A 25,894-nucleotide genomic window follows, 5' to 3' on the forward strand; every position below is an offset into this window, starting at 1 on the left:
CGGAGCTTATCGTGATCCCAGGCGAATACTTTCTTGACGACGGCGATATCGAACTCAACGTCGGTCGGCGCACGCTGACCGTGGTCGTGGCCAACGCGGGCGACCGGCCGGTGCAGGTCGGCTCGCACTACCACTTTTATGAAGTCAATCCGGCGCTGCAGTTCGAGCGCGAAGCGGCGCTCGGCATGCGGCTGAACATTGCGGCTGGCACGGCAGTGCGCTTCGAGCCGGGCCAGCGCCGCACGGTGGAACTGGTCGACCTGGCGGGCGAGCGGATCGTGCATGGTTTCCAGGGCCGCGTGTCCGGGCCGTTGCCCGCGGCGGTGTCTCTAACCCCAGGGGACGCATGATGGTCACGCTCAGCCGCCAGGCCTACGCCGACATGTATGGTCCGACCACGGGCGACCGGATTCGCCTGGCCGACACCGAGCTCGTGATCGAGATCGAACGCGACTTCGCGACCTACGGCGAAGAGGTCAAGTTCGGCGGCGGCAAAGTCATCCGCGACGGCATGGGCCAGTCGCAGCGCCTGCGCGAGGGCGTGATGGACACCGTCATCACCAACGCCGTCATCGTCGACCACTGGGGCATCGTCAAGGCGGATATCGGCATCAAGGATGGCCTGATTGCCGCCATCGGCAAGGCGGGCAACCCGGATATCCAGCCGAATGTCACGATGGCCATCGGCGGGGCGACCGAGATCATCGCCGGCGAAGGCATGATCGTCACGGCCGGCGGCGTCGACACGCACATCCATTTCATCTGTCCACAGCAGATCGACGAGGCGCTGTACTCGGGCATGACGACGATGCTGGGCGGCGGCACCGGGCCGGCCGTCGGCACCGCGGCGACCACCTGCACGCCGGGCGCCTGGCATATTCATTCGATGCTGCAGGCGGCCGACGCGTTCCCGATGAACCTGGGCTTTTTCGGCAAGGGCAACGTCAGCCAGCCCGGCCCGCTCGAAGAGCAGGTCCATGCCGGCGCCGTGGGCCTGAAGCTGCACGAGGACTGGGGCAGCACGCCGGCGGCGATCGACAACTGCCTGTCGGTAGCCGAACGGCTGGATGTGCAGGTGGCGCTGCACTCCGACACGCTCAACGAAGCGGGATTTCTGGAGTCGACCGTGGCGGCGTTCAAGGGCCGCACGATCCACACCTTTCACACCGAGGGCGCCGGCGGCGGGCACGCGCCGGACATCATCGCGGCCGTGGGCTACGACAACGTGCTGCCATCGTCGACCAATCCCACGCGGCCCTTCACGGTCAATACACTCGACGAGCACCTGGACATGCTGATGGTCTGCCACCACCTTGATCCGGCGATTGCCGAAGACGTGGCGTTTGCCGAGTCGCGCGTCCGGCGCGAGACGATCGCCGCCGAGGACATCCTGCACGACCTGGGGGCAATCTCGATGATGTCGTCGGACTCGCAGGCGATGGGCCGCGTGGGGGAGACGATCATGCGTACCTGGCAGACGGCGCACAAGATGAAGGTGCAGCGCGGCGCGTTGGCAGGCGACTCGTCACGCAACGACAATGCCCGCGTCAAGCGCTACATCGCCAAGTACACGATCAATCCCGCCATTACCCACGGCATCGCGCATGTCGTCGGCTCGCTGGAAGTAGGCAAGATCGCCGACATCGTGCTGTGGCGGCCGGCCTTCTTTGGCGTCAAGCCGTCGATGGTGGTCAAGGGCGGCATGATCGCGGCCAGCCTGATGGGCGACCCGAATGCATCGATCCCGACGCCGCAGCCGGTGCATTACCGGCCCATGTTCGGCGCGTTTGGCGGCGGCCTGCGCAAGTCGTTCACGTTCGTGTCGCAAAGCGCGTTCGAGGCGGGCATCGCAGGCACGCTGGGCTTGAGCAAGACGACGATCGCCGTGCGTGGCACGCGCGGCCTGCGCAAGCGCGACATGATCCACAACGGCGCCACGCCGCAGATGGAAGTCGATCCCGAAACCTATGAAGTGCGCGCCGACGGCCGCCTGCTGGTGTGCGAAGCGGCCAGCGTGCTGCCGCTGGCGCAGCGTTACTTCCTGTTCTAGAGGCCATCCATGATTTCACTGCATACCCGCATCGTTGTCGCCGACGTCGTGCACGACACGCTGCTGCTGCCGTTCGAACAACGCGAGCGCTGCCGCCAGCGCGCGCGCCTGGTCTCGGGCGAAGAGGTCGCGTTGTTCCTCGTGCGCGGCACCGTGCTGCGCGATGGCGACCTGCTGCTGGGCGAAGGCGGGCGCGTGGTGCGCGTCGAGGCCGCGCTCGAGCCGACCTATGTCGTGCGCTGCGGCGACGCGACGCTGCTGGCGCGCTGCGCTTTCCACCTGGGGAACCGCCATACGCAGACGCAGGTCGGCCCGGGCTGGCTGCGCATCCGTGTCGATCCGGTGCTGCGCGAGATGGTCGAAGGGCTGGGGGCGGACGTTGGTGAAGAGCTCGCGAAATTCGAGCCAGAGGCGGGCGCGTATGGCGGCGGTCACGGGCACCATCACGAGCAGGGGCCGGGCGGCTTGCTGGCGCCGGTGCCCCTGCGCCAGAAGATTCACCGGCCGTCGGACGGTGCGCCGGTCGAGCCGAATCTCACATGAGTGCGACATGAACGCCGCCAGCCTGCTGCACCTGCTGCAGTTTGCCAGTCCGGCCCTGCCGATTGGCGGCTACAGCTATTCACAGGGTCTCGAAGCGGCGCTGGAAGAAGGCCTGGTCACGGATGCCGATAGCGCCCGCGCGTGGATCGTGCACTACCTGCATGACGTGGTGGCGCGCTGGGATGCGCCGGTGTTGTGGCGTCTTTTGACAGCGTTCGCTGCGCGCGACGCCGAAGCGATCGCGCACTGGGGCGGGTGCTTCCTGGCGTCGCGCGACACGGCCGAACTGCGCGCTGAATCGGTCCAGATGGGCTATTCGCTGGGGCGCCTGATCGCGGAGCTGGGCGTGGCCGACACGCGCGCGCTGGGCGAGGACGTCACGCTGCCGCTGGCATTTGCCTGCGCCGTCGACGGACTGGCTATCCCGCACGAAGAAGCGCTGCTGGCGATGGTGTTCGCGTGGGTCGAGAACCAGGTACTGGTGTGCGTCAAGTCGGTGCCGCTGGGGCAGGTCGCCGGCCAGCGCCTGCTGCTGTCGCTGCGGCCCGAGATCGAGCGCGCGGTTGAGTTGGCGCGGTGTTTGCCGGACGACGAATTGTCGAACTGGGCGCCCGGCCTGTCAATGCTGTCGATGCGCCACGAAGTGCAGCATGGCCGGTTGTACCGGTCGTGATCATTCATCAAGAAGGAGCAGGCATGACAACCTCCAATCCGCTGCGGGTAGGCATCGGCGGGCCGGTAGGCTCGGGCAAGACCGCGCTGTGCGAACTGCTGTGCCGCCACATGCGCGACGATTACGACATGGCCGTGATCACCAACGACATCTACACGCGCGAAGACATGGACATCCTGCTGCGCGCCGGCGCACTCGCGCCCGAGCGCCTGATGGGCGTGGAGACGGGCGGGTGCCCGCACACGGCAATCCGCGAAGACGCGTCGATCAACCTGGAAGCCATCGCGCGTTTGCAGGCTGACTTTCCCGACCTGGAACTGGTGCTGGTCGAATCGGGCGGCGACAACCTGGCCGCGACCTTCAGTCCGGAGCTGTCCGACCTGACGCTGTACGTGATCGATGTCGCCGGCGGCGAGAAGATCCCTCGCAAGGGCGGCCCGGGCATCACGCGCTCGGACCTCCTGATCATCAACAAGACCGACCTGGCGCCGCATGTGGGGGCGGACCTGGCGGTGATGGCAAGCGACGCACGCCGCCAGCGCGGCGAGCGGCCATTCGTGTTTACCAATCTGCGCACGGGCGAGGGCGTGCAGGACGTGGTCGCGTTCATCCGCGAACAGGGCCTGCTCGACGCAGTCCACCAATAAGACAAGGAGACGATCATGATGAAACAGTTGATTTCGCTGCGCCACGCAACCCGCAATCACCTGGTGCGCGCGGGCGTGGCCGTCATCGCTCTGACACTGGCGCTGCCGGCGGCCGCGCATCCCGGTCACGCGCCTGACAGCGGCTTCGTGGCCGGCCTGCTGCACCCGGTAACGGGCGTCGACCATTTGCTGGCGTTGCTCGCGGTCGGCCTCTGGAGCCGCCAGCAGCATGGCTACCTGCTCGCACCGACGTTCCTCCTGATGATGGCGCTGGGCGCGGCCAGCACTGGCGGCGTCGCGTTGCCGGCGCTTGAACTGTCCATTGCCGCCACGGTGCTGCTGCTGGGCGTGCTGGCGGCATGCGCGCCGCGTCTGCAGCAGTCGCAACTGGCCGTGCTCACTGTCGGCGCCTGCGCCTTCGTGCATGGCCTCGCGCACGGCAATGAACTGACCGGCATGGCCAGCGGCGCCGGCTTTCTCCTGGCCAGCGCCGGGCTGATGCTGCTCGGCGCCATCCCGGGCGAGCGCCTGCGCCGGCCCCTGGCTGCGGCCATCGGCGCGGCGGGCATCTGGCTCGTGGCGCTGGCCGGCTGATGCCCGGCCGGTACGGGTAATTATGCTACGCTAGCGCTCTTTTTACCGTCGGCCGTCCCGGCCAGGACTTTCCATGCTTGAGTGGTTGCGCCCCTACCGGCGCGCCGCGCTGCCGGGCGATATCAGCGCCGGCATCGTGGTAGCGATGATGATGATCCCGCAGGGCATGGCCTACGCTCTGGTGGCGGGCCTGCCGCCGGCGGTCGGCATCTACGCCAGCATCGTCCCGCCCTTGCTGTACGCGCTGTTCGGCACCAGCAGCACGCAATCGGTCGGACCGATGGCGATCATTTCCCTGATGACGGCGTCAACGCTGGCGCCCTTGGCCACGCCCGGCACGGCGCTGTATGGCGTGCTGGCGGCGCAACTGGCGCTGTTATCCGGCGTGGTGCTGCTGCTATGCGGCCTGCTGCGCATCGGCTTTCTCGCCAATTTCTTTTCGCGGCCAGTGATGAGCGGATTCACCATCGGCTCGGCGATCATGATCGCCTGGGGCCAGTTGCGCACGCTGGTAGGTGGCCCCATCGAGCTCGGCATGCGGCCGCACTGGCCGAGCATCCTGCTGGGTGTGGGCTCGCTTGTGCTACTGCTGGCCGCGCGCAGCCACCTGGCGCCGCTGCTGCGCCGGCTGCGCGTGCCCGCAGCGGCGGCCGACGTCGGGTCCAAGCTGGCGCCGATCGCCGTCGTGCTGGGCGCAATGGCGCTCGTGCAGCAGCTGGGTCTCGCACAGATGGGCGTGGCCACCACGGGCGCCGTGCCGACCGGCTTGCCGGGCCTGAACCTGGCGACGTCGTCGCAGCACTGGCAAGCCTTGCTGCAACCGGCGCTCCTGATCGGCTTCATGGTGTTCCTGATCAGCATGTCGGGCGCGCAGGCGCTGGCGCTCAAGCGCGGTGGCGAGAAGCTGGTCAGCAACCGCGAACTGGTCGGCCTTGGCGCCGCCAACGTCGGCAGCGCGCTGACCGGCGGTTTCCCCGTCACCGGCAGCCTGTCGCGATCGGCCGTCAATTTCGCGGCCGGCGCCAACACGCAACTGGCCAGCATGATCACGGCTGGCCTGCTGGCGCTGGCGCTCGTGCTGCCCACTGGCTGGCTCGCACTGCTGCCGCTGCCGACGCTGGCCGCGACGATCATCGTGGCCGTGCTCGGGATGCTCGACCTGTCGACGCTGCGTACCGCCTGGCGCTACGACCGCGCCGATGCGCTGGCGCTGCTGGCCACCGCCGGCGGGGTACTGGTGCTGGGCGTCGAAGCGGGGGTACTGGTGGGCGTGGCGCTGTCGATGGTGGTGTTGATCTGGCGCGCCAGCCGGCCGCACATCGCGGTGCTGGGCCGCATCCATGGCACCGAACACTTCCGCAACGTCGACCGCTACTCGGCCGAAACGACACCAGGGCTGCTGATGCTGCGCGTCGATGCGGGCCTGTTCTTCGGTAATGTGGATGCAGTCAACGAGCGCATCGATGAAGAACTCGTCGCGCATGGGGGCACGCGCCATCTGGTGCTGGTGCTGTCGGCCGTGAATGCGATCGACACGTCGGCGCTGTTCGGCCTCGAAGAGTTGAACAGCTCGCTGAACCAGCGCGGCGTGCTGATGCACCTGGCCGAAGTGAAGGGGCCGGTCATGGACCGGCTCAAGGAAAGCGATCTTCTGAGTAAACTCAACGGCCAAATATTCCTGAGCGCCGCCATCGCCTGGGACCAGCTGGCCGGATCGCGTGCAGCCGGCACACCGGCAGCCGCCACGCAGCGGGCGGATGCGCAGTAGCAGTACGCGTGCGCTGCTGCATTCAACCCAACCGATGATTACATTGCAGCTGACTGCGCTGCAATGAACTCCCTGAACCATTGTTGCGCTGGGTTGCTGTCGCTACGGCGGTGCCATATCAGGTGAAACGTGATGTCCGGCAGTGCCAGGGGTGGTGGGAACATCACGAGCCGGTGGTTGGCCTGCGCATGCATTGCCACGCGCTTGAGGATGGTGGCCGCCATATTGGTGCGCGCAATCACCGCGGGCACGGCAAACAGTTGCGGCAAGGTCAAGGCAAGCTTGCGTTGCTTGCCCTGTTGCGCGAGGGTTTGATCGACGAGACCATGCAACTGCCCTTCGGGTGACACGAGCACGTGCTGCAGGTCGAGATAGGTGCGCAAGTCCATCGGGTGACTGGCCGCCGGATGGTCGGTCGATACGATCGTGACAAAGGTATCGCGCATCAAAGGCCGCGTGAGGATGCGGGCATCCATGACGGTCGGCGCGACGCCAATGGCGACATCGATCGATCCGGCATCGAGCAGGTCGACGGCAGTATCCCGGTCGTTGTATGCAAGCACATTCAACGATACGCCGGGCGTGGCCCGTTCGAGCGCTTCCACGAGCGCCGGTAACAGGATCAGTGTCGGGTAATCCTGCAGACCCAGTTTGAATGTCATCGATGCCGTTCCGGGTTCGAACGCGGGCTGCGTCAGCATCGCCAATTCGATCTGACGCAGCGCCGCGGCCACGGGCGCGGCCAGATCGCGTGCGCGTGCGGTGGGGACCAAGCCAGTGCTGCTGCGCTGGAACAGGGGATCGCCCAGCAAGGTCCGCAGACGCGACAAGGCAGCGCTCATTGCCGGTTGGCTGACGCCTACCTGCGTTGCAGCACGCGTGACATTGCGTTCGTTCATCAACGCATCGAACGCAACCAGCAAATTCAAATCCAGGCCATGAAAATCCATGAGCCGAATAATACGGTATATCGGTTATTTGTTGGACTGATCGAACTGCGGGGAACACACTGGCGCTTCATTCAACTTCGAGCAGATCCTTCCGATGACGATATCAACGACAGCCCTGGCGCACCAGCTGCGCACCGAACTCACCGTCGTGGAAACGCTGTACCGCGCATTCAGCGAACAAAACCCGGATCTTGTCGATGCCGTGCTCTCCCCGGCGTGGGAGGACATTCCGCTGGCCCCGGAGCAGGGCCCGGGTCCTGCTGGCATCAAGCCGATCATCCGGATGCTGGCGGCCGCATTTCCGGACGTGCACATCACCATCCATGACACGATTCAGGAGCCCGGGAAGGTTGCCGTGCGCGCGGAGATCAGCGGGACGCATCTGGGCGCGCTGTTCGGCATCGCGCCCACCGGAAAAAAAGTGAGCTTCCGGTTACACGAGTTTCACACGCTCGAAGGCGGCCTGATCACCAAGACCTGGCATATGGAGGACTGGTTTGGTCTGTTTATGCAGCTTGGCCAGTTCCCGCCACAAGGTTGAGCGTCGTTACAACCACGAAAATTGTACGAACCGCCAGCGGTCAGGCCCGCTTGCGCTGCGCCGGCTGTTCGTCGCGCGGTGGCGCCAGCACGATCGGCGCGGCATTCTCCGGGTACAGCGCCTGGCTGTTGACATAGACGGCGCGGATGGCGTCCATGTCGCGCTCGACGTCGCCGGTCGGCGTCATCGTGTCGACGAGGCTCAGCTCTTTCTTCCCATAGTCGTAGCGCACCAGCACCATCGGCACGTTGGCCGTGACGGCCAGGTGGTAAAAGCCGCTCTTCCAGTTCGCACGGTAGGCGCGCGTGCCTTCGGGCGTGATGCCGATCCAGAACGATGGCGCGGCGAGCATGGTATCCGCCAGCTGGCGCGTTGCGCCCATCGGTGCGCGGCGGTCGACCGGCACGCCGCCCCAGTGGCGCATCAGGCGGCCCATCGGGCCCCGGAACAGCGTGTCCTTGGCCAGCCATTTGAACTGCGTGCCCATGGCCCACGTGGCCAGCAGGCCGATCGGGAAATCCCAGTTCGACGTGTGCGGGTAGATGACGCAGACCCCATGCGGCCCTGGCAACGGTTTGAAGAACACCTTCCAGCCAAAAAACTGCAGCACGCGCAGCGCCGCGCGCTGGCGCAGGGTAGGCAGGGCTGCAGGGCGCAGCAGGTAGTCGGTCATCTGGTCTCCAGGGTGGCGTCAACACATTGCAAGGGTTGCAATTGGCTACGCGCAAGAAAATCAAGCGTGCGATTCTAGCCCGTGCGGGGAGGGGGGACAAGCGAAATAGTGATGACGGGTATGCGCTGTGGTTATCATGTGCCTGTCTCATTCACCACAACCTGACAGGAACCACTCCTTTGCTATGACCATGGCCATCACGATTTACCACAACGCCCGCTGCGGCACCTCGCGCAATACCCTGGCTGCCATCCGTGACGCCGGCCACGAACCGCAGATCATCGATTACCTGGCCAATCCGCCAACGCGTGACACGCTGACCCGCTTGATTGCCGATGCCGGCATCACGGTGCGTGAGGCTGTGCGCAGCAAGGAATCGGTATTTAAGGAACTAGGCCTGGATCAGCCCGGCACGGGTGACGACGCATTGCTGGACGCGATGGTCGAGCATCCGATCCTGATCGAACGGCCATTTGTCGTGACACCCAACGGCGTGCGGCTGTGCCGGCCGTTCACGCGCGTCAACGAGATCCTGTAGGCGCGCCGCCCACGATCACCGGCATATACGTGTCCAGGAATGGCGCAGGCATGCGGCGCGGCCGGCCACTCGAGAGTTCGATGCAGACCAAGTCCCAGCGCCCGCGCAACACGGTGGCGCCATCGCTCTCGCGCACGAGCTGGAAGCGCCGTTCCATGGATAGCTTGCCGTCGCCCCCAACCAGCCAGGTGGCCAGGCGCAGCGCTTCGCCAACGAACGTGGGCAGCAGGTAATCGTATTCGCCGCGCCGGATCGCCATCGCCCGGTCCAGGCGCCGGTAGTCGTCGAGCGACAGGCCCAGACTGTCCGAGTGCGCCCAGCCGGCCTGTTCGCACCAGCGCACGTACACCGCGTTATTTGTATGGTTCAGGCCATCGATGTCGCCGGCCTGTGGCGTCACCGCCAGGATGAACGGTTGCGGATAATCCCAGTCCAATGTGTTGTCTCCGTGAGCGGCAGGGAGCCGCAAGTCCGGCCATTTTACGGCAGGGTCGCGTGACGGTGAGTGGCGAGTGCACGACGCGTGCCAGCAGTTCAGTCGGGCTTGAACTCCACCCGGGTCGGGCATCGGACCGTGCCAGCAAAGCCACCACCACCGGCCTTGTCGAACAGCTCCGCGCCGCCAGCCTGGGCGCCGAACGGGCTCGGCCTGATGCCGCCGCCGGTGCGGCACCAGGTGCGCCCGGCCAGGCGGAAACGGTACACGACAACGCCGTCCGGCGCCGTATAACTTTCCGATATCAGCGTGCGCGAGGTGTCCACGCGGGCATTGCTGACGGCCTCCGCGAAGCGCTGCCATTTGCTGTCGCCTGGGTCCAGCGGCGCCAGCTTCCCCTTGCGCAGCTCGTGATCGACCGCGCCTGCCGTGCGCTTGCCGCGGTTGGCCAGGCTGTCGTCGCCTGTGGCGGTGGTGTCTTGTGCTGCGCCGGGCGAGGTGGGGAAGGGATCTGCAGCAGGTTCGCTCGTGGCCGCAGGCGGCGCGGTGTCTGCAGGCGCTGGCGTGATCGGTTGTAGCGCCACTGGCGGCGCGGCAGGGGCGGCGCGCGCAGGAAGTGCCTGCGCTGCGCGCGGTCGTGGTGACGCTGCGGCAGCGGGTGCAGCGGGTGCAGCGGAAGAACGCGAAGGCGCTGGCGCCAACACTGCCACCACGATGAACTCACGGGGCGCCGACATAGTCGCCGGCAGCACCCGTACGCCGGTCACCTGCAACCACCACCAGCCCAGCAGCAGGTGCAGGCCAAGGGTGACCGCAAGCGGCCAGCCGGGCGCGCGGCGTGGCGTCAGGACCCAGGCAGCCAGCATGTGGCGATCAGCCTTTTGGTGCGCTCAGCTTTGCCTTGATCGCCACGCAGCGCTGATCGTCCTGCAGTGTGTCGAGCAGCGTGCGGCGCGTGAACGCCGACAGGTCCGTCATCGTGGCCGCCGCGCGGCTCAGACGCGCCACGCTTTGCGGCGTGCAGGTCGCCGGGATCATCGTGCCCGCATAGGCGCGCATGAAGACTGGACCGCCCGTCTTGTCCACCTGCGGCAGGCGCGCCAGGCGCGCATCGGCATCGCGCTCATTGAGTGCGCCCTGTTCGGCCGGGAAGATGCTGCCCATCGCGGTGCGGATGCGCGAGAACGGCAATGCCGTCTTTTGGTCTTCGATCTGCTTGACCCAGTCCGCCTTGACGGCGGCATCGGGGCGGATGACGGTCGCTGCCACGGCCGCGATCTGGCCGGCGTCCGACTTGTCGCGCGCCGACTCCTGCGCGATCAGGTCGAACGCGCCCGGATAGTTGTACCGGTTCAGGCGCGCGATGATCGACCAGCGCTGCGGCTGGCCCACCGGCACGCCGGCCGCATCGACCTGGCCGCCCAGGATACCGGCCAGGCGTGTCAGCGCGTCCGGGCTGCTGGCAACGCCGATGTACTGGTTGAACCAGCGGCGCTGGAAGTCTGCGTTGCCCTTGTTGGCCAGCACGCCGTCCCACGCCATTTTTTCCAGTGCCAGCGTGGTCTGGCGCGTGTAGGCGTTATCCAGGTTCATCGCATTGAGGTAGGCCTTCGACTCGCTGACCTTGCCCAGCACATCGCCCAGCAGCGTGTAATCCTTCTCGAGCGGCGCATTGTTCAGCGCCACGGTGATGAAGTCATTCAGTGGCATCTCGGCGTCGCGCACGCCATCCCACAGGCTTTGCCACAACATCGCGCGCAGCAGCGGATCGTCGACCTTGGCCAGGCTGGTGCGCGCGGTGGCGAACGAGCGCTTGTCCAGCTTGACCTTGGCGTAGCCCCAGTCCTGGTAGTTCGGGTAGACCAGATCCGGGCAGGCCATGCCATTCATGTCCGGCACGACGGTCCTGGCGCCCGTGTAGGTGACGGGGACGTTCTTCACGAGCGTCAGCTTGCCGCCGTCGATCTTGAAGGCGCCGATCTGCACACGCTGTTCGCGCAGCGTCGGCAGGTCTTTCGATGGCGCGGTCTGCGCCAGCGTGAAGTTGCGGATCTTGCCACCGCTGCAGCTGTAGTTCGCGGCGATGGTGTTCACGCCGGCGTTGTACAGCCACTGCTTGGTCCAGCCGGACAGGTCGCGGCCGGCCGCTTCACCGAGGCTGCCGATGAAATCGTCGAGCGTCGCGTTCTTCCACGAGTACTTGACCAGGTAGTTGTGCACGCCCTTGCGGAACACGTCTTCGCCCAGCAGGTGGCGCAGCTGCTTGAGCGTCGAGCCGCCTTTTGAATAGGTGATCGCATCGATGTTGTCGAAGGCATTGCTCGACGACGGCACCGGCACTTCGATCGGGTGCGTGCTGGCAGTCTGGTCCTGGATGTAGGCGCGCTGCTTGCCGCTCTGGTAGAACTTCTGCCACGAATCCTTGAACTCGGTCGATTCGACGGTCGCCAGCACGCCCATGAAGGACGCGAAGCTTTCGTTCAGCCACAGGCCGTTCCACCACTTCATGGTCACCAGGTTGCCGAACCACTGGTGCGCCATCTCGTGCATGATCACTTCGGTCAGCGACTGCTTCTGCTCGGCCGTCATGTTGGCCACGCCATAGCGCGCTTCGGCAAACGTGATCGCGCCGGCGTTTTCCATCGCGCCGTACAGGAAGTCCGGCACGATCAGCTGGTCGTATTTTTCGAATGGATACGGGACGCCGAAGTATTCTTCGAAGAAGCCGAGGCCAGCCTTGGTCTGGCGGAACCAGTCGTCTGGCACCACCAGCTTGGCCAGCGACTGGCGCGCGAACAGGCGCATCGGGTACTTGCCGCTGTTGTCTTCCCAGACCTGGTACGGGCCGGCGTGCAGCGAGAAGTTGTATGGGCTGAGTCGCTTGGTGGTCTTGAAGGTCCAGTGGCGGTTTGCGCCACGCTCGTCGATCTTGGTTTCGCGCGTGGTCGTGACCACGTGCCAGTCGCGCGGCGCGGTGACCGACACCGTGTAGCTGGCTTTCAGGTCGGGCTGGTCGAACACCGCGAACATCTGCTGGGCGGCGACCGGCTCGAAGTGCGAATAGGTGTAGACGCGGCCATCGGCCGGATCGACCATGCGGTGCAGGCCTTCGCCATTGGTGCTGTGCAGGCGCTCGTAATCGATGACAACCGTATTGCGGCCCTTGGCCAGGCTGGCCGCGTCGAGCGTGACGAACCACTTGTTGTAGCGCGTGGCGACCGGCTTGCCGTTGACGCTGACCGATTTGACGGTGGCGTCCTTCAGGTCGAGCGTGACCGGCGCGTCGGCATCCTTCAGGTCGAACGTGACGGTGGTCGTGCCGGCAAAGGTTTCCTTGCCGGTCAGCGTGAAGTCCAGCACATAGTCCACGTTCGATACGCGTGCGGAGCGGGCAAAGGCGTCGACCTGTGACAGGAACGGCGTCTCGGCGCGCGCGCCCTGGGCTGCCGGCGCAGCGTGGACGGCGCCGCCCAAGGCGATGGCGGAAGCGATGGCAAGCGCCATGGCGCGGTGTGCTGGAACGTTCACTGAAAATCCTCTCTCGGTAGGCGCATCGAGACGTGCGCACAGTAACAATCTAACAATCGCGCAAGAATATCACTAACGTTCGTGGCTGGACACCCATCACGACGATCCTTTTTTGCCCATGCATATGGCATACATATGCTTCATTCAAGCGTCAATACGAAGAAAAAGCTCAGTCAACCTTATCTGTTGATGACGCCGACTGCGATGCAGAACAACTGTTCTGCGGAACTGACCCGCCCACCATCCAGGGCCCAGCGCCATCCCAGGTAATTGGGCAGGTAGCGCGATGCCACCCCGCGAAAGCCTCGTAGCCAGTCCTTGAAACGCTCGTGATACGCGTTCACGTTCTGTACGTGGATGGCGCGGCTGCCCATATGCCTGACGCGCACGCCGGCGCGCAGATTGACGGTCTCGTGCGCAATACTGTGCTTGCGTGCGAAGGCCCGGTACGCGGCATGGCTGTCGCTGACCAGGAGCGCCTGCGGATCAAGTCTGGGCAGCAAATCGCGTTCGAGTTGCGCGGCCGTGAGTGCGCCACGACCAGTGACGGCATCGATGGTGCGGCCATTCCGGTCGCGCGCCACCAGAATGCAATCGAGATGGCGGGAAATGCCCGGCTTGGGCGCGCTCCCGCCCCGTCGGCGTGGCGGGCGGTCGAGCGTGCGTGATCCTTTTTGCGATTCGAGGAGGAATGTCTCATCGGCCTCCACGATGCCGTTGAGCGATGCAGGCCGGTCGAGTTTGACCCAATCGAGGAAGCGGTGGCGCCACCGGAATGCCGTGTTGCGGTGCACGCCGACCTGGTCTGCGCCCTTGCGCACGGACAGTGAATCGAGTAGCACCTGCGAATAAGCGAGCCATTTGGCCTTGTGCCTGAGTCGCGCTAGCGGCGTGCCGCTCAGGTCGTTGAACGTGCGGCCACAGGCGCAGCAGCGAAAGCGCTGCAGGTCGTTGGCGAATCCGTGCCGATTGCAGCGTTCGTTGCCACAACTGGGGCAGCAGCGCGCTGGCGCTCTTGCTTGCGCGATCAGTGCCACTACCTGGTCGAGGCCAGCTGCGGGATGCAGGGCGTCGAGCACTTGCCGGCGCTGTGGCTGATTCAGCGCTGGCAACCTGGCAAACCAGTTCTTGAAACGGGGCGCTTTCATGATCGACTCCTGACGCTGGGGACAGGCGTTGGACCATCGGACCGCTGATCAGTTCATAGCTCGGCTCTATTTAACGTTGACTGCGCCAAAAAAAACAGGACCCGCAGGTCCTGTTCGAAGAAGCGCCGCCCCTCGCCGGCAAGAGCGGGCGAGGGCGCGGAGAAAGGGATGCTTACACCGTGGCCGGCAGCGCGGGATAATCGGTGTAGCCGGTTGCGCCCGGATGGTAGAACGTGTCCGGGTTCGGCTTGTTGAGCGGTGCGTTCAGTTGCAGGCGTTCCACCAGGTCCGGGTTGGCGATGTACAGCTGGCCCCACGAGACGGCATCGGCCGTGCCGCTGGCGATCAGTTCCTCGGCCTTTTCCTTGCTCAGTTGCTGGTTCGCGATCCACACGCCGCCGAATTCTTTCTTGATCATCGGGCCCAGTTCGTCCGGGCTTTGGCCTTCGCGGGTGAAGATGAACGCGATCTTGCGGCGACCCAGTTCACGCGCCACGTAGCCAAAGGTTTCGGCCGGCGTCGAGTCGCCCATATCGTGCGAGTCGCGTGCCGGCGCCAGGTGCATGCCGACACGGTCGGCGCCCCAGACGTCGATGCAGGCATCGGTCACTTCCAGCAGCAGGCGTGCGCGGTTCTCGATCGAGCCGCCGTACGCGTCGGTGCGCTGATTGGTCGAATCTTGCAGGAACTGGTCGAGCAGGTAGCCATTGGCGCCATGGATTTCCACGCCGTCGAAACCGGCCAGCTTGGCATTCTCGGCGCCCTTGCGGTAGGCCGACACGATGCCCGGGATTTCTTCAATGTCCAGCGCGCGCGGGGTGACGTATTCGCGCTTCGGGCGCAGCAAGCTCACGTGCCCGTCCGGCTTGATCGCCGATGGGGCCACCGGCAGCTGGCCGTCCAGGAACGACGGGTCCGAGATACGGCCGACGTGCCACAGCTGCAAAAAGATACGGCCGCCGGCGGCGTGCACGGCGTCGGTCACGAGCTTCCAGCCTTCGACCTGCTCGTCGGACCAGATGCCCGGCGTATCGGCGTAGCCCACGCCCATCGGGGTGACCGAGGTGGCTTCGGACAGGATCAGGCCTGCCGACGCGCGCTGCACATAGTATTCGGCCATCAGGGCATTGGGGACACGGCCGGCATCGGCGCGCGAGCGGGTCAGCGGCGCCATGACAATGCGGTTTGGCCATTCGAGTGCGCCGACCTTGATCGGATCAAACATGGTAGTCATCTTGTTTTCCTAGATTGCGTCGTTCAATTGGGCGAGGAAGGCCGCGATGGCTTCCTCGTTGCGATGATAAAAAACCCACTGGCCGACGCGGCGCGTGCCCACCAGGCCCGCGCGCTGCAGCGTGGCCAGGTGCGCCGACACCGTCGATTGCGACAGGCCGGTGCGTCCGTCGATCAGCTTGCAGCACACACCCATCTCGAGCGGGTGTTCCTGCTCGCTGAAGTGCAGCTGCGGATCCTTCAGCCAGTGCAGGATCTGGCGCCGCACCGGGTTGGCCAGGGCCTTGTGGATCGCGTCGATGTCCATCGGTTGGTTCCTTATATCGGGATCTTTCGATCCGAATATCGTCATCTTACGATATTCAAAAAAAGTCTGTTGGCGGCGGCCCGATTTTCGCTCACGGGCCGGTGGTATACTCGCCGCCTTTTGACCTGACAACGCGTGAGGAAGCCCCATGAGCTGGATCTATCTTGTCATCGCCGGCCTGCTGGAAGTGGCCTGGGCCGTCGGCCTGAAATATACGGTGGGTTTTACCCGGCTGTGGCCATCGGTGTTTACGGTAACGACGATGGCGGCCAGCGTCGGCATGCTGGGCCTGGCGCTGCGCCAGCTGCCGCTGGGCACCGCCTACGCCATCTGGACCGGCATCGGCACCGTTGGTACGGCAATCTTCGGCATGCTGATGCTGGGCGAACCGGCCGGCGCGCTGCGCCTCTTGGCGATCGCGCTGATCATCAGCGGCATCGTGATGCTCAAGCTGCTGTCGCCGGCGTGAAGATCAGTTCTGTTCGCGTCCGAACAGCGGGTTCGGGCGGGTGAGGTAATACCACTCGGTGTTGGCAGCGGCGCTCGCGGCCGGGAACAGGATGCGGCCACCGAATTCTGCGGTCACCGGCGTGCCGTCGGCGCGGGTGCCGATCAGTTCACCTTCGGCCACCGGGTCAAAGCTTTTCCACGGACGCGAGAACGCATCATCCGCGTGCAGCTTGTCATGTACGACGACCATCGACAGGGCTTCCATGGCGTCAAAATCAACGGGCACCGGGTCGGGCGCGGCGATCAAGCCCAGGTGCGCCAGCGTGTTCATGATCGCGCGGTAGGCCACGTCGGGCGCGGCCGGATCGTCGTGCTGGCCGGCTTCGAGCGTCAGCGCGTAGCCGCCCGTGCTGCGCATGTATTCGGTGGTACCCACGCCGTAGCGCAAGACGGTTTCCAGTTCGTCGGCGCTGCGGCTGCGGCGCTGCACGCCGTCGCCATAGGTCGCCAGCCAGCCATCGACGAAGCGGCGCACGCCCAGGCGGCGCGCCCACGCGCGTTCTTTTTCGGCGTGGCGGAACGGCTGCAGCGTGCCGTCATTGTCGAGCGGACCAACCATTACGAACGGCTCGCCCGTAGCGGCAAACGAGTGGATATCGAGCAGCACGTCGTGCTGGCCGAGCAGGGGGCACAGCCAGTTCGCGATCTGGTCTTCGAAATCCTGCGGATTCGCCTTCGGGAACAGGTCGCGGTTCAGGTTGCGGTCGCCATTGCGCGTGACTTGCTGGTACGCCAGCGGATTGACGATCGGGACGAACGTCACGCTCCCGGCCGCAATGTGCAGCGCGCCGCTGTCGATCTCGTCCATCACGCGCCGGATGGCTTTGGTGCCGCACACCTCGTTGCCGTGGGTCGCGCCCATGATAATGACGCGCGGGCCCGTCTGCAGGCCGGTGTAGTTGATGGATTTGAACTGGAACTGGCGGGCGGAAGTCATGAGGTCGGGCCGGGAAAGGAAATGTGGCGATATTCTAGCGGGAAACTCTGGCCTGACAACAGGTTTGTGCAGGCGCAAACGGCTGTCAGGTTCGGGGCACGCCTGCGCGGCCCGCGAGTCTGACAGGTAGACTACCTGAGCGATGCCCGGGGTCGCACCAGGAGCTGCCATGTTCCGCATCCTCGTTATGTTTGCCGTTCTCTCTGCGTTGGCGGGTTGCGCCGCGACGACGGGCACGTTCTTTAATCGTCCGGTGGTCGAAGACGAGATCGGTCCGGTCCGAACGGTGTCGCTGTCGGCCGACCGGCGTACGGTCATCGTTGCCGCGACAGAGCATCCGCAGCCGCGTTTTTGCGCCGAGCCGCCGCCGGACACGGCAACAGGTATCAAGGCGAGCGTCGATACCTCCCTTACGCTGCCAGGCAAAAGTGCGACGCTCAAGGATGATTTCAGCACTGCCGTCACGGTCCTTGCATCGCGCAATGCGCCGCTCGACGCGTTTCGCACGGGTATGTTCGCGCTGTGCCAGTTCTACCTCAATGGCGCGATCAAACCGGAGAACGTGGAGCCCCTGTTCAGGGTCCTGCTCAAGACGTTCGAGACGACGCAGAACTTCGTCAATGCTGCGGTTCTGACCACCAAGCCGCAGGCGGGCAAGCCGGCCGATGCAGCGGGTGCAGGGGGGAGTGCCGCAGCAAGTGCAGGTGCTGCGGCGGGCACGAGCACCACGGCTGTGAAACCCGACACGCCGCCGGTCGCCAAGGCCAGCCCGTCGCCGGCAGCGACGCAGCCTTCGAAAGGTTAGCGCGTCCGGTTGCGTTTTACCCGTGTGCGTCGATCACGCCAAATCCGGCTGGCGCATCGCCCAGATACGCCAGCACCGCATGCGCCTGGATATTGGCATCGAACTGCGCATTGGCCGCAATCGTCGCGCGCAGGCCCGGCACGATGTCCGGCGTATGCGGCTGACGATACGCCTTGACCAGCAGCGCCACCAGATCGGCCGGCGCATCGGCCCGGCGCAAGCGCGCTTCGATGATGGCAAGTAGCGCGCGCTGCATGCGGGGAGTAGGATTGCGGATTTCGCCGAACACGTAAGGCGTGTTGGTGATGGCCGCGCAGATGATCGTTTCCATCCGCTCGGCCTTGAGATCGGACGGGATGTCGAAGTACGCCTTGTTCCAGCGGGTGTACGGGGAAGCGTGCCCGCGCGGGAAGCGGTCGGCGTTTTCCAGCCCCAGCGCATAGCTGGCGCGGGCGAGCAGGTCGCCCAGGGTGTCTAGCAGTGCCATGGCAGGCTGTGTTGCGCTTGTGTCATCTCGAGAGTGTAGCGCATGCCTGCCAGGTACGTGGGATGGCCGCTGACGAAGCGCTTACGCGAAACGACCGGCGCGGAAATCCTCGACCGCCTGATGCAGCTCGGCCTGGGTATTCATCACGAACGGTCCGTACTGCGCGATCGGCTCGCTCAAAGGACGCCCGGCCAGTATCAGCAGGCGCGTCGGTGCGATCGCCTTGATCCGCACGCCGTCAGCGCCGGCGGCATTGTCGAGGATCGCCATGCGCGTTTGCGGCACGCCTTTGCCGTCGATGACGGCTTCTCCACGAAACACATAGACGAATGCATTGTGCCCGGGCGGAATCGGCTGCTCGAACGTCACGCCGGCCGGGATCTCGAGGTCGAGATACAGCGGCTCGGTATGCGCCCGCTGCACCGCGCCGTCGATGCCGTGCGTGCGGCCCGCGATCACCTGCACGGTCACGCCGTCGTCAGTGGTCAAGCGAGGCACTTCCTCGAGCGGAATGTCGCGGTACCACGGCGCCGTCATCTTGTCGCTTGCGGGCAGGTTGAGCCACAGCTGGAACCCTTCCATCAGGCCGGCATTCTGCTCCGGCATTTCGGAATGGATCACGCCGCGCCCGGCCGTCATCCACTGCACGCCGCCATCGGTGACCAGGACTTCGTTGCCGGCGCTGTCGCGGTGGCGCATGCGCCCGGCCAGCATGTAAGTGATGGTCTCGAAGCCCCGGTGCGGGTGCTCCGGAAAGCCGGCGATGTAGTCGCCCGGCTTGTCGCTGCCGAAGGCGTCGAGCATCAGGAACGGGTCCAGGCGGCGCTGCAGGGGACCAGTCAGGATACGGTTGATGCGTACGCCCGCGCCATCCATCACGAACTGCCCGTTGATCATGCGCTCGACGCCGCGGCTTTTGACGAGAGGCGCCGTGGTGACCGGTTGCGGGACGGTAGTGGTCAATCTGTTCTCCTGTTGGTTGCGCCGCCTGACGGCGGCCGGGGTGTTGCAAGTATTACGCCAGTGCCGCTTCGATGGCGGCGTTGGCCGCTGCCTGGCCCGCAGCCACGGCATCGGGGCCCATCGCCATGCCCGACGAGTAGATATAGGTCTGGTCAACCAGGCCCAGGAAGCCCAGCAGCGCGCGCATCTGCGGCACTTGCGGATCCTGCGCCTCTTCGTAGACACCGCCACGCGCTGCGGCCACATAGACCTTCTTGTTCTTCAGCAGGCCTTCCGGACCGGTCTCGGTATAACGGAACGTTACGCCAGCGCGGGCAATGGCGTCGAACCAGCTTTTCAGCTGCACCGGCATCGAGAAGTTGTACATCGGCGCACCCAGCACGATCACGTCGGCTGCCTGTGCTTCGAGAATCAGCGCATCGTCCTGCTCCACACGCGCCAGTTGCGCGGCGGTGCGCTGCTCGCCCGGCGTGAACAGCGCGCCCAGGGCCGCGCCGTCGAGCAGCGGCACCGGGGCAGCGCCCAGGTCGCGGCGCACGATGGTGGCGCCCGGGTTGGCGGCGACCAGCTTGTCGACGATCTGTTGCGTGACGCGGGTCGATTCGGAGGCGTCGCCGCGGATGCTCGAGGTGATGTGCAGGATGTTCATGGTGGTGGTCCCTTCGTGGTTGGAGTAGCGATGGGTCTACTTTAGTCTTTCCAAAAACAATGCGAAAGCCCGTAAAATGGATAACATTATTCTGCTGATGGGACAATCATGGATGTCGAACCGAATGACCTGCTGTTGTTTGCCCGCATCGTCGAAGCGGGGAGCTTCACGCGCGCCGCCGATCGCGTCAATTTGCCGAAGTCGACGGTCTCGCGGCGTCTGGCGCTACTCGAGACGACCCTGGGCGAGCGACTGCTACAGCGCACGACGCGCAAGCTGGTGGTGACCGAATTCGGCGCCAGCCTGTATGAACACGCGCGGCGACTGGCCGATGAAGTGGAGGCGGCCGGCGCGCTGGCCCAGCACCGCCAGGGTGAGCCGAGCGGCAAGCTGCGCATCTCGGCGCCGGGCGACTTCGCCAACAGCACCCTGAATCACGTGATTGCGCGCTTTCTCGAGCGCTATCCGTCCGTCACGCTTGAGATGGACCTGACGCCGCGCCGGGTCGATCTGGTGGCCGAGAACTTCGACATCGCCATCCGCATGGGTGACTTGCCGGACGACGCCACGCTCAGTGCGCGCCCGTTCATCCTCGAGCAACCGGGCCTGTTCGCATCACCGGCTTACCTGGCGCGGCACGGGATTCCCGAACATCCGGACGATCTGGCCACGCACGACGTGCTGTGCATCCTGAGCCGCAGCGGCGGCCCAATGCCATGGACGCTGATTCGCGGGAAGGTGCGCTGGCAGCGCGCGCTGCCAAGCCGGCTGACGGCCAATTCACCCGACCTGCTGGCGCGCATCGCCGCGCGCGGCGCCGGGATCGCGCTCAGCTCGACGCTGTTCGCCGAACCGTACATGCAGACGGGTGAACTGGTGAGGGTGCTGCCCGAATGGGAAATGCCGACCGCGAATGGCTGGGCCGTGTTCCCGAGCCGCAAGTTGATGCCGGCCAAGACGCGCGCATTTCTGGCCATGATGGAAGAAACCTGTACGGCCCACGGACACGGGCCGGAACAGATCGCTGCGGCCTTCAGGGCGAAGGCCGCGCTGGAGAACGGTGCGTCGGACGTTGCCTGAGACCGCTCAGCGCAGCGGCCGATTGCCCATCACGTCGCCCAGACGCACTTTGCCCTCGGGCGCCCAGGCCGGATTGAAGCGGATTGCGCCTTTCTGGAACAGCATCACGACGGTGGAGCCGAGCAGGAAGCGGCCCATCTCGTCGCCTTTTTTCAGCGTGACCTGGCCCGGCTCGTACTGCCAGTCGCAGATGCGCGCCATGCGCGGCGGATTGACGACGCCATGCCAGACGGTAGCCATGCTGCCGACGATCGTTGCGCCCACGAGCGTCATCACGAATGGGCCGAACTCGTCGCTGTCGAACACGCACACGACACGTTCGTTGCGCGCGAACAGCCCGGGCACGCCGCGCGCCGTCGTCGGGTTCACCGAGAACAGCTTGCCCGGTACATAGATCATGCGCGTGAGGCGCCCGTCGCACGGCATGTGGATGCGGTGGTAATCCTTCGGGCTCAGGTAGACATTGGCGAAGTGGCCGTGCTGGAAGTGCGCTGCCAGCGTCTGGTCGCCGCCGACCAGTTCGACCGTGGTGAACTTGTGGCCCTTGGCCTGGAAGATCTGGTGGTCATCGATGTCGCCGAACTGGCTGATCGCACCATCGACCGGACACACATAATCGGCCTGCGCCAACGGGCGAACGCCATCGCGCAGGGCGCGGGTAAAGAATTCGTTGAAGCTCGGGTAGCTGGCGATGTCCGGATTGGCCGCTTCGCTCATGTCGACGCCGTATTTGCCCACAAACCAACGGATCAGGCCAGTCGTCATCGACCCGCCACGATGGCCGGCAACGCGGCCGGCGAGGTTGGTCATTGCCTGCTTCGGCATTACATATTGGGGCAGGACTTTGAGTCTGGACACGGTCGATCGCCTTTCGCGGAAAAGTGCGCATTATAGCTGGGCATGTCAGACGGAAATTCTGTTGCCGCTTTTAACACTGTTGAGGCGAGTGTACCGCAGGTAGCCTGGGGATGGCGGACAGCGCACGCATGCGCTTCCTTGCTATTCATAAGTGCCATGAGGTAGTAATTGCATATGCGATTTAAAAGAACAAAAAATTTCTATATTTACGTTTACACTTTGCTATGAAGTGGCATATTCTGGCTCGGCCTGTTCAATAACCTGGAGAAGCCGCCGTGATGAAACTGCCAACGCACTACACCGTGTCTCTGTTGATCGCTGCAAGCGTCCCGATACCGGCGGCTGCCCAGACTGAACCTGGCATCCCGCAGGTGGACATCCGGGGCAGCGCTGCCGGCTACGATGCGCGTCGCGACGATACCGCCACCCGGACCATCATCAAGCGCGACGAACTCACACGCTATGGTGACCGCTCCATTCTGGATGCGCTGCGGCGCGTGCCTGGTGTAACGATCGACGGCAGCAGTGGTCAGGGCGGAACGATCCAGCTGCGTGGCCTGGGCGCCGGCTACACGCAGGTACTGATCAACGGCGAACGGGCACCTGGCAACTTCAGCTTCGACACGCTGTCGCCCGAGGTGGTCGAGCGCATCGAGGTGCTGCGCGCCGCGACGGCAGACCTGTCGACGCAGGCAGTGGCTGGCACGGTCAACATCGTCCTGCGCCACGTGGCCAAGACCAGGGAGCGCGAGCTCAAGCTGGGCATGCTCGGTTCAGATGTGTTCAGGGGGCCGAACGCGTCCCTGCATTTGAGCGACCGGCGCGAGGGCTTCGCCTGGTCGCTGGCCGGCGATGGCGTGAGCGAACGGCTCGATCGCGTCAATGGGATGGTGCTGGAGAACACGGGAACCGACGGCGCGCTCGACCTGCTGCGCACGACGGCGACCGATGAACGTGGCCGCATGCGACGCCTGAACCTGACGCCGCGCCTGGAGTGGACACTGGCTGGCGGCGACAAGATCACGTCCGAAACGTTTGTGAACGTAACCCGGTTTCGCAACCGTGGCCATGCCCTTGTCACCACGCTGATCGGCGGCCCGCCACCTGCGCCCGACCTGGTCACGCACTACCGCGCCGATGACGAAACGGCGCGCACCGACCTGCGCTGGAGCAGGGGCTTTCCGTCCGGCGCGAGCATCGAAGCCAAGCTTGGCCTGACGGGTGAGCGCAGCGAGAACGTGAGTTTGCGCGATGGGCGCGACGCGACCGGCAATCCTGAGACAGACGGTCGCATCGACGGCGCGCGGCGCGACCGGGGTGTCAATTCGACCGGCAAGGCGATGCGCAAACTTGGCAGCGGTCACGCGCTTGCCACTGGCTGGGACGGCAGCGTCACCTGGCGCGACGAGACGCGCATCGAGCAGGATCGCGTGCGCACGTTTCCGTCCGGGCTGGCGCTGGACGAAACGTTCGAGGCGCGCGTGACCCGGCTGGCCATGTATGCCCAGGACGAGTGGGACATCACGCCGTACTGGTCGATGTACCTGGGACTGCGCTGGGAGGGCATCCGCACCCGCGCATCCGGTAATTCGTTTGCGTCGACCCGCTCGGGCTCCGGGGTCTGGAGTCCGGTCATGCAGACCCTGTGGAAGATCCCGGGCCGCAAGGGCGACCAGATGCGCTTTGCACTCACGCGCACCTACAAGGAGCCGGACTTGTGGAACCTGCTGCCACGGCGCCAGGCGTTCGAAAACAACAGCGCCACCGAGGCCGACTTCCAGGGCAATCCGAACCTCAAGCCCGAACTGGCGTGGGGCATCGACGCCGGGTACGAGCATTACTGGGCCGAGAATGCGATGGTCTCGATCGCCACCTCGCTGCGCCGCATTGACGACTACACGAGCAACCGCATTTATTTTGACGGCTACCGCTGGATCTTCACGCCGGTGAACGACGGCCGCGCCGAGACCCGCTCAGTGGAGCTGGAAACGAAGTTTCCGCTGAAGTCCCTGTTTGCGGGCGCGCCGGAAATCGACATGCGGGCGGGTGTGGCGCGTCACTGGTCGCGCGTCGAATCGGTACCCGGCCCCGATAATCGTCTCGAACGGCAAACGCCGCTGTCGGCCAACCTGGGGATCGATTACCGCCAGGGCGCGCTGACACTGGGCAGCAGCGTAGCGCACAAGCGCAATGGCCTGGTGCGCGTGACCGCCAACCGCGGTTATTACACCGCGCCCCGCACCGACCTGGATGCATACGCCGCCTGGCGCATCGATGCCAAGCGTCTGTTGCGGCTGTCGCTGGCCAATCTGCTGCGCGAAAACGAAGGCTTCGAACCGTCGTACGCCGACCCGGCAACGGGCCTGGAAAAACGCCGTTTCTACTTCGCCGGCCCGCTGCGCGCCACGCTGACGTATCAGCTGGCGTTTTGACGCTGCAATCCTTGAAGCACACCCGAAAAAGCCGGGGGCAGGTCTGACATTCGGACACGAGCTCAGCATAAAGCCGGGGTCAGGTCTGACATTCGGACACGAGCTCAGCACTGTTCTTGAAAAAGACAATAAGTTTCGCACTGGTATCTCAAGGCACGTCGAAATTGCACAATCATCACTCAATCAACTGCTTAAAGCTGAGGTCGTGTCTGAATGTCAGACCTGACCCCGGCTTTGTAATGCTGGGGTCGTGTCCAAATGTCAGACCTGACCCCGGCTTTTGGTCTGGTTCGGGTCCATATTGTGGTGGCGGAAGTAGCGCCAGGCCACGATCAGCGCCAGTAGTTGCATGAACGCGCACAGGTAGAAGCTGCTGCCGACGCGCCAGTCGGATTGCGGCAAGTGGCTGACGGCGCTGAGGATGCCGGTGCCGAGCAGCGGGGTGATGATGACGGCGAGGCTGCCGATCGCCTGCAGGGAGCCCATCAGCTCGCCCTGCTGCTCGGGTGGCGAGGATTTCGAGACGAGGCCTTGCAGCGCCGGACCGGCGGCGTAGGCCAGCACATTGCACATGATGAAGACGTACATCATCCAGCCATCGGTCGCCAGGCCGTAAGCGGCATACGCCATGGCGCCCGAACCGAGGCCGAGCAGGGCCAGGCGCGGCTCGCCAAAGCGGCGGATCAGGATGCCCAGCAGTCCGGCCTGCACGATGACGGATGTCAGGCCCACGCAGAAGAGGGCGATGCCGTTGTCGCGCGGCGTCCAGTCGAAGCGGAAGGTGGTGTACAGCACCCAGGTCGATTGCAGCATCATCTGGGCGAAGGTGGCCAGGAACACGGCGACGACGAGGCCGCGGATGTCCTGGCGCCGCACGAGGCGCATCAGCGCCGTGAACGGGTTCAGGCGCGCCCATGCGAATGGCGGGCGCGCGCCGGGTGCCAGCGACTCGGGCACGAAGAAGTAGCCATATATCAGGTTCGCGCCAGAGAGCGCAGCGGCGACGTAGAACGGCAGGTGCAGGTTAGTTTCGCCAAGCACGCCGCCGAGCATGGGGCCGCAGATAAAGCCCAGACCGAAAGCGGCGCCGATCTTGCCGAAGCTCTTGGCGCGGTTCTCGCGGGTCGAGATATCGGATGCGTAGGCCGAGGCCACTGACATGCTGGCCGACGACATGCCGCCGATGACGCGCCCGAGGAACAGCCAGGCCAGGCTCGGTGCCCAGGCGGTGACGAGAAAGTTCAGGCACATGCCGCCCATCGAATACAGCAGGACGGGGCGGCGGCCGACGCGGTCGCTCAGCGCGCCCAGCGCCGGCATGAACAGAAATTGCAGCAGGCCGAACACGGTGGCCAGCACGCCGTACCAGAGCGCGCGCATGTCGGCGCTTTCGACGAACTGGCCGACCAGCAGCGGCAGCACGGGCACGATCAGGCCGATGCCGAGCATGTCGATAAACACGCAGACCAGAACGAAATTGAGATTGCCGCTCGACGCTTGCGGGGTGGTGGTGGTACTGGTCATGGACACCTCGGCGGTTGGCG

Annotated in this window: 27 protein-coding genes; 13 read left to right on the forward strand and 14 right to left on the reverse strand. The window is 65.1% G+C overall.

What is annotated here, in order from left to right:
• Positions 1 to 11: 11 nt before the first annotated feature.
• The 7 genes from AC56LY_RS06545 to AC56LY_RS06575 all read left to right on the forward strand — a co-directional run bounded on the left by AC56LY_RS06545 (position 12) and on the right by AC56LY_RS06575 (position 6,275).
• A complete protein-coding gene (locus tag AC56LY_RS06545; protein WP_499577606.1) occupies positions 12 to 350 on the forward strand; it encodes an urease subunit beta in 339 nt (112 codons plus the stop codon).
• A complete protein-coding gene (ureC, locus tag AC56LY_RS06550) occupies positions 350 to 2,050 on the forward strand; it encodes an urease subunit alpha (RefSeq protein WP_499581968.1) in 1,701 nt (566 codons plus the stop codon). The genes AC56LY_RS06545 and ureC overlap by 1 nt, the downstream gene beginning before the upstream one ends.
• 9 nt (positions 2,051 to 2,059) lie before the next feature.
• Positions 2,060 to 2,593 carry an urease accessory protein UreE gene (ureE, locus tag AC56LY_RS06555; RefSeq protein ID WP_499577608.1) on the forward strand — a complete coding sequence of 178 codons (534 nt, stop codon included), beginning with the start codon at positions 2,060 to 2,062 and terminating at the stop codon, positions 2,591 to 2,593.
• 7 nt (positions 2,594 to 2,600) lie between these two features.
• Complete coding sequence (locus AC56LY_RS06560) at positions 2,601 to 3,266, forward strand: urease accessory protein UreF (RefSeq protein WP_499577611.1); 666 nt, start codon at positions 2,601 to 2,603, stop codon at positions 3,264 to 3,266.
• Positions 3,267 to 3,289: 23 nt separating this feature from the next.
• The gene (gene ureG, locus AC56LY_RS06565) at positions 3,290 to 3,913 is read left to right on the forward strand and encodes an urease accessory protein UreG (RefSeq protein ID WP_499577614.1); all 624 of its coding nucleotides are present in this window, start codon (positions 3,290 to 3,292) and stop codon (positions 3,911 to 3,913) included.
• Positions 3,914 to 3,928: 15 nt separating this feature from the next.
• The gene (locus AC56LY_RS06570; protein ID WP_499577617.1) at positions 3,929 to 4,507 is read left to right on the forward strand and encodes a HupE/UreJ family protein; all 579 of its coding nucleotides are present in this window, start codon (positions 3,929 to 3,931) and stop codon (positions 4,505 to 4,507) included.
• Between the two features lie 73 nt (positions 4,508 to 4,580).
• Complete coding sequence (locus AC56LY_RS06575) at positions 4,581 to 6,275, forward strand: SulP family inorganic anion transporter (protein WP_499577620.1); 1,695 nt, start codon at positions 4,581 to 4,583, stop codon at positions 6,273 to 6,275.
• A gap of 38 nt (positions 6,276 to 6,313) precedes the next feature.
• Here AC56LY_RS06575 and AC56LY_RS06580 read toward each other — a convergent pair whose 3' ends face one another.
• Positions 6,314 to 7,174, reverse strand: coding sequence for a LysR family transcriptional regulator (locus AC56LY_RS06580; RefSeq protein ID WP_499577622.1), 861 nt, complete (start codon positions 7,172 to 7,174; stop codon positions 6,314 to 6,316).
• Between the two features lie 145 nt (positions 7,175 to 7,319).
• Here AC56LY_RS06580 and AC56LY_RS06585 point away from each other — a divergent pair, with 145 nt between their 5' ends.
• Positions 7,320 to 7,766: an ester cyclase gene (locus AC56LY_RS06585; RefSeq protein ID WP_499577624.1), complete on the forward strand. Its 447-nt coding sequence runs from the start codon at positions 7,320 to 7,322 to the stop codon at positions 7,764 to 7,766.
• Positions 7,767 to 7,806: 40 nt separating this feature from the next.
• On the opposite strand, the gene AC56LY_RS06590 is transcribed toward AC56LY_RS06585, so the two are convergent.
• The gene (locus AC56LY_RS06590) at positions 7,807 to 8,439 is read right to left on the reverse strand and encodes a 1-acyl-sn-glycerol-3-phosphate acyltransferase (protein ID WP_499577627.1); all 633 of its coding nucleotides are present in this window, start codon (positions 8,437 to 8,439) and stop codon (positions 7,807 to 7,809) included.
• A 190-nt stretch (positions 8,440 to 8,629) separates the two neighbouring features.
• Here AC56LY_RS06590 and arsC point away from each other — a divergent pair, with 190 nt between their 5' ends.
• Entirely contained in the window at positions 8,630 to 8,977 is a 348-nt protein-coding gene (gene arsC / locus AC56LY_RS06595) for an arsenate reductase (glutaredoxin) (protein WP_499577628.1), read from the forward strand.
• Here the strand turns inward: arsC and AC56LY_RS06600 are convergent.
• The 6 genes from AC56LY_RS06600 to AC56LY_RS06625 form a co-directional block, all read right to left on the reverse strand.
• Entirely contained in the window at positions 8,961 to 9,413 is a 453-nt protein-coding gene (locus AC56LY_RS06600; protein WP_499577631.1) for an acyl-CoA thioesterase, read from the reverse strand. The two genes, arsC and AC56LY_RS06600, sit on opposite strands and share 17 nt — an antisense overlap.
• Positions 9,414 to 9,511: 98 nt before the next feature.
• Positions 9,512 to 10,279: a hypothetical protein gene (locus tag AC56LY_RS06605; RefSeq protein ID WP_499577632.1), complete on the reverse strand. Its 768-nt coding sequence runs from the start codon at positions 10,277 to 10,279 to the stop codon at positions 9,512 to 9,514.
• Between the two features lie 7 nt (positions 10,280 to 10,286).
• Positions 10,287 to 12,941, reverse strand: coding sequence for an aminopeptidase N (gene pepN, locus AC56LY_RS06610; RefSeq protein WP_499577634.1), 2,655 nt, complete (start codon positions 12,939 to 12,941; stop codon positions 10,287 to 10,289).
• A 179-nt stretch (positions 12,942 to 13,120) separates the two neighbouring features.
• On the reverse strand, positions 13,121 to 14,089 hold the full coding sequence (locus AC56LY_RS06615) for an IS1595 family transposase (protein ID WP_499577635.1): 969 nt from the start codon (positions 14,087 to 14,089) through the stop codon (positions 13,121 to 13,123).
• 172 nt (positions 14,090 to 14,261) lie between these two features.
• Positions 14,262 to 15,323 carry an alkene reductase gene (locus AC56LY_RS06620; RefSeq protein ID WP_499453349.1) on the reverse strand — a complete coding sequence of 354 codons (1,062 nt, stop codon included), beginning with the start codon at positions 15,321 to 15,323 and terminating at the stop codon, positions 14,262 to 14,264.
• Positions 15,324 to 15,332: 9 nt separating this feature from the next.
• Positions 15,333 to 15,629, reverse strand: coding sequence for an ArsR/SmtB family transcription factor (locus AC56LY_RS06625; protein ID WP_499577640.1), 297 nt, complete (start codon positions 15,627 to 15,629; stop codon positions 15,333 to 15,335).
• Positions 15,630 to 15,777: 148 nt separating this feature from the next.
• Here AC56LY_RS06625 and sugE point away from each other — a divergent pair, with 148 nt between their 5' ends.
• Complete coding sequence (sugE, locus tag AC56LY_RS06630; protein ID WP_499577645.1) at positions 15,778 to 16,098, forward strand: quaternary ammonium compound efflux SMR transporter SugE; 321 nt, start codon at positions 15,778 to 15,780, stop codon at positions 16,096 to 16,098.
• A 3-nt stretch (positions 16,099 to 16,101) separates the two neighbouring features.
• Here the strand turns inward: sugE and AC56LY_RS06635 are convergent, their stop codons facing one another.
• Complete coding sequence (locus AC56LY_RS06635) at positions 16,102 to 17,076, reverse strand: succinylglutamate desuccinylase/aspartoacylase family protein (protein WP_499577647.1); 975 nt, start codon at positions 17,074 to 17,076, stop codon at positions 16,102 to 16,104.
• A gap of 169 nt (positions 17,077 to 17,245) precedes the next feature.
• On the opposite strand from AC56LY_RS06635, the gene AC56LY_RS06640 reads away from it, so the two are divergent.
• Entirely contained in the window at positions 17,246 to 17,881 is a 636-nt protein-coding gene (locus AC56LY_RS06640) for a hypothetical protein (RefSeq protein WP_499577650.1), read from the forward strand.
• A gap of 16 nt (positions 17,882 to 17,897) precedes the next feature.
• Here the strand turns inward: AC56LY_RS06640 and AC56LY_RS06645 are convergent, their stop codons facing one another.
• From AC56LY_RS06645 to AC56LY_RS06655, 3 genes are all read right to left on the reverse strand, one after another.
• Positions 17,898 to 18,368, reverse strand: a complete 471-nt coding sequence (locus tag AC56LY_RS06645) for a hypothetical protein (protein ID WP_499577652.1) — start codon at positions 18,366 to 18,368, stop codon at positions 17,898 to 17,900.
• An 81-nt stretch (positions 18,369 to 18,449) separates the two neighbouring features.
• Positions 18,450 to 19,265: a pirin family protein gene (locus tag AC56LY_RS06650; protein WP_499581970.1), complete on the reverse strand. Its 816-nt coding sequence runs from the start codon at positions 19,263 to 19,265 to the stop codon at positions 18,450 to 18,452.
• Positions 19,266 to 19,383: 118 nt separating this feature from the next.
• Positions 19,384 to 19,980 (reverse strand): FMN-dependent NADH-azoreductase, encoded by a 597-nt coding sequence (locus AC56LY_RS06655; RefSeq protein ID WP_258837767.1) that lies wholly within the window; start codon positions 19,978 to 19,980, stop codon positions 19,384 to 19,386.
• A 108-nt stretch (positions 19,981 to 20,088) separates the two neighbouring features.
• On the opposite strand from AC56LY_RS06655, the gene AC56LY_RS06660 reads away from it, so the two are divergent.
• Positions 20,089 to 21,060, forward strand: coding sequence for a LysR family transcriptional regulator (locus AC56LY_RS06660; protein WP_499577656.1), 972 nt, complete (start codon positions 20,089 to 20,091; stop codon positions 21,058 to 21,060).
• A gap of 6 nt (positions 21,061 to 21,066) precedes the next feature.
• Here AC56LY_RS06660 and asd read toward each other — a convergent pair whose 3' ends face one another.
• On the reverse strand, positions 21,067 to 21,900 hold the full coding sequence (gene asd, locus AC56LY_RS06665) for an archaetidylserine decarboxylase (RefSeq protein ID WP_499581972.1): 834 nt from the start codon (positions 21,898 to 21,900) through the stop codon (positions 21,067 to 21,069).
• A 296-nt stretch (positions 21,901 to 22,196) separates the two neighbouring features.
• Here asd and AC56LY_RS06670 point away from each other — a divergent pair, with 296 nt between their 5' ends.
• Positions 22,197 to 24,350, forward strand: a complete 2,154-nt coding sequence (locus AC56LY_RS06670; protein WP_499581974.1) for a TonB-dependent receptor plug domain-containing protein — start codon at positions 22,197 to 22,199, stop codon at positions 24,348 to 24,350.
• 261 nt (positions 24,351 to 24,611) lie between these two features.
• Here the strand turns inward: AC56LY_RS06670 and AC56LY_RS06675 are convergent, their stop codons facing one another.
• Positions 24,612 to 25,874: a TCR/Tet family MFS transporter gene (locus tag AC56LY_RS06675; RefSeq protein ID WP_499577657.1), complete on the reverse strand. Its 1,263-nt coding sequence runs from the start codon at positions 25,872 to 25,874 to the stop codon at positions 24,612 to 24,614.
• Between the last annotated feature and the right edge of the window lie 20 nt (positions 25,875 to 25,894).

Source organism: Telluria sp. ZT3P25, assembly GCF_059685895.1.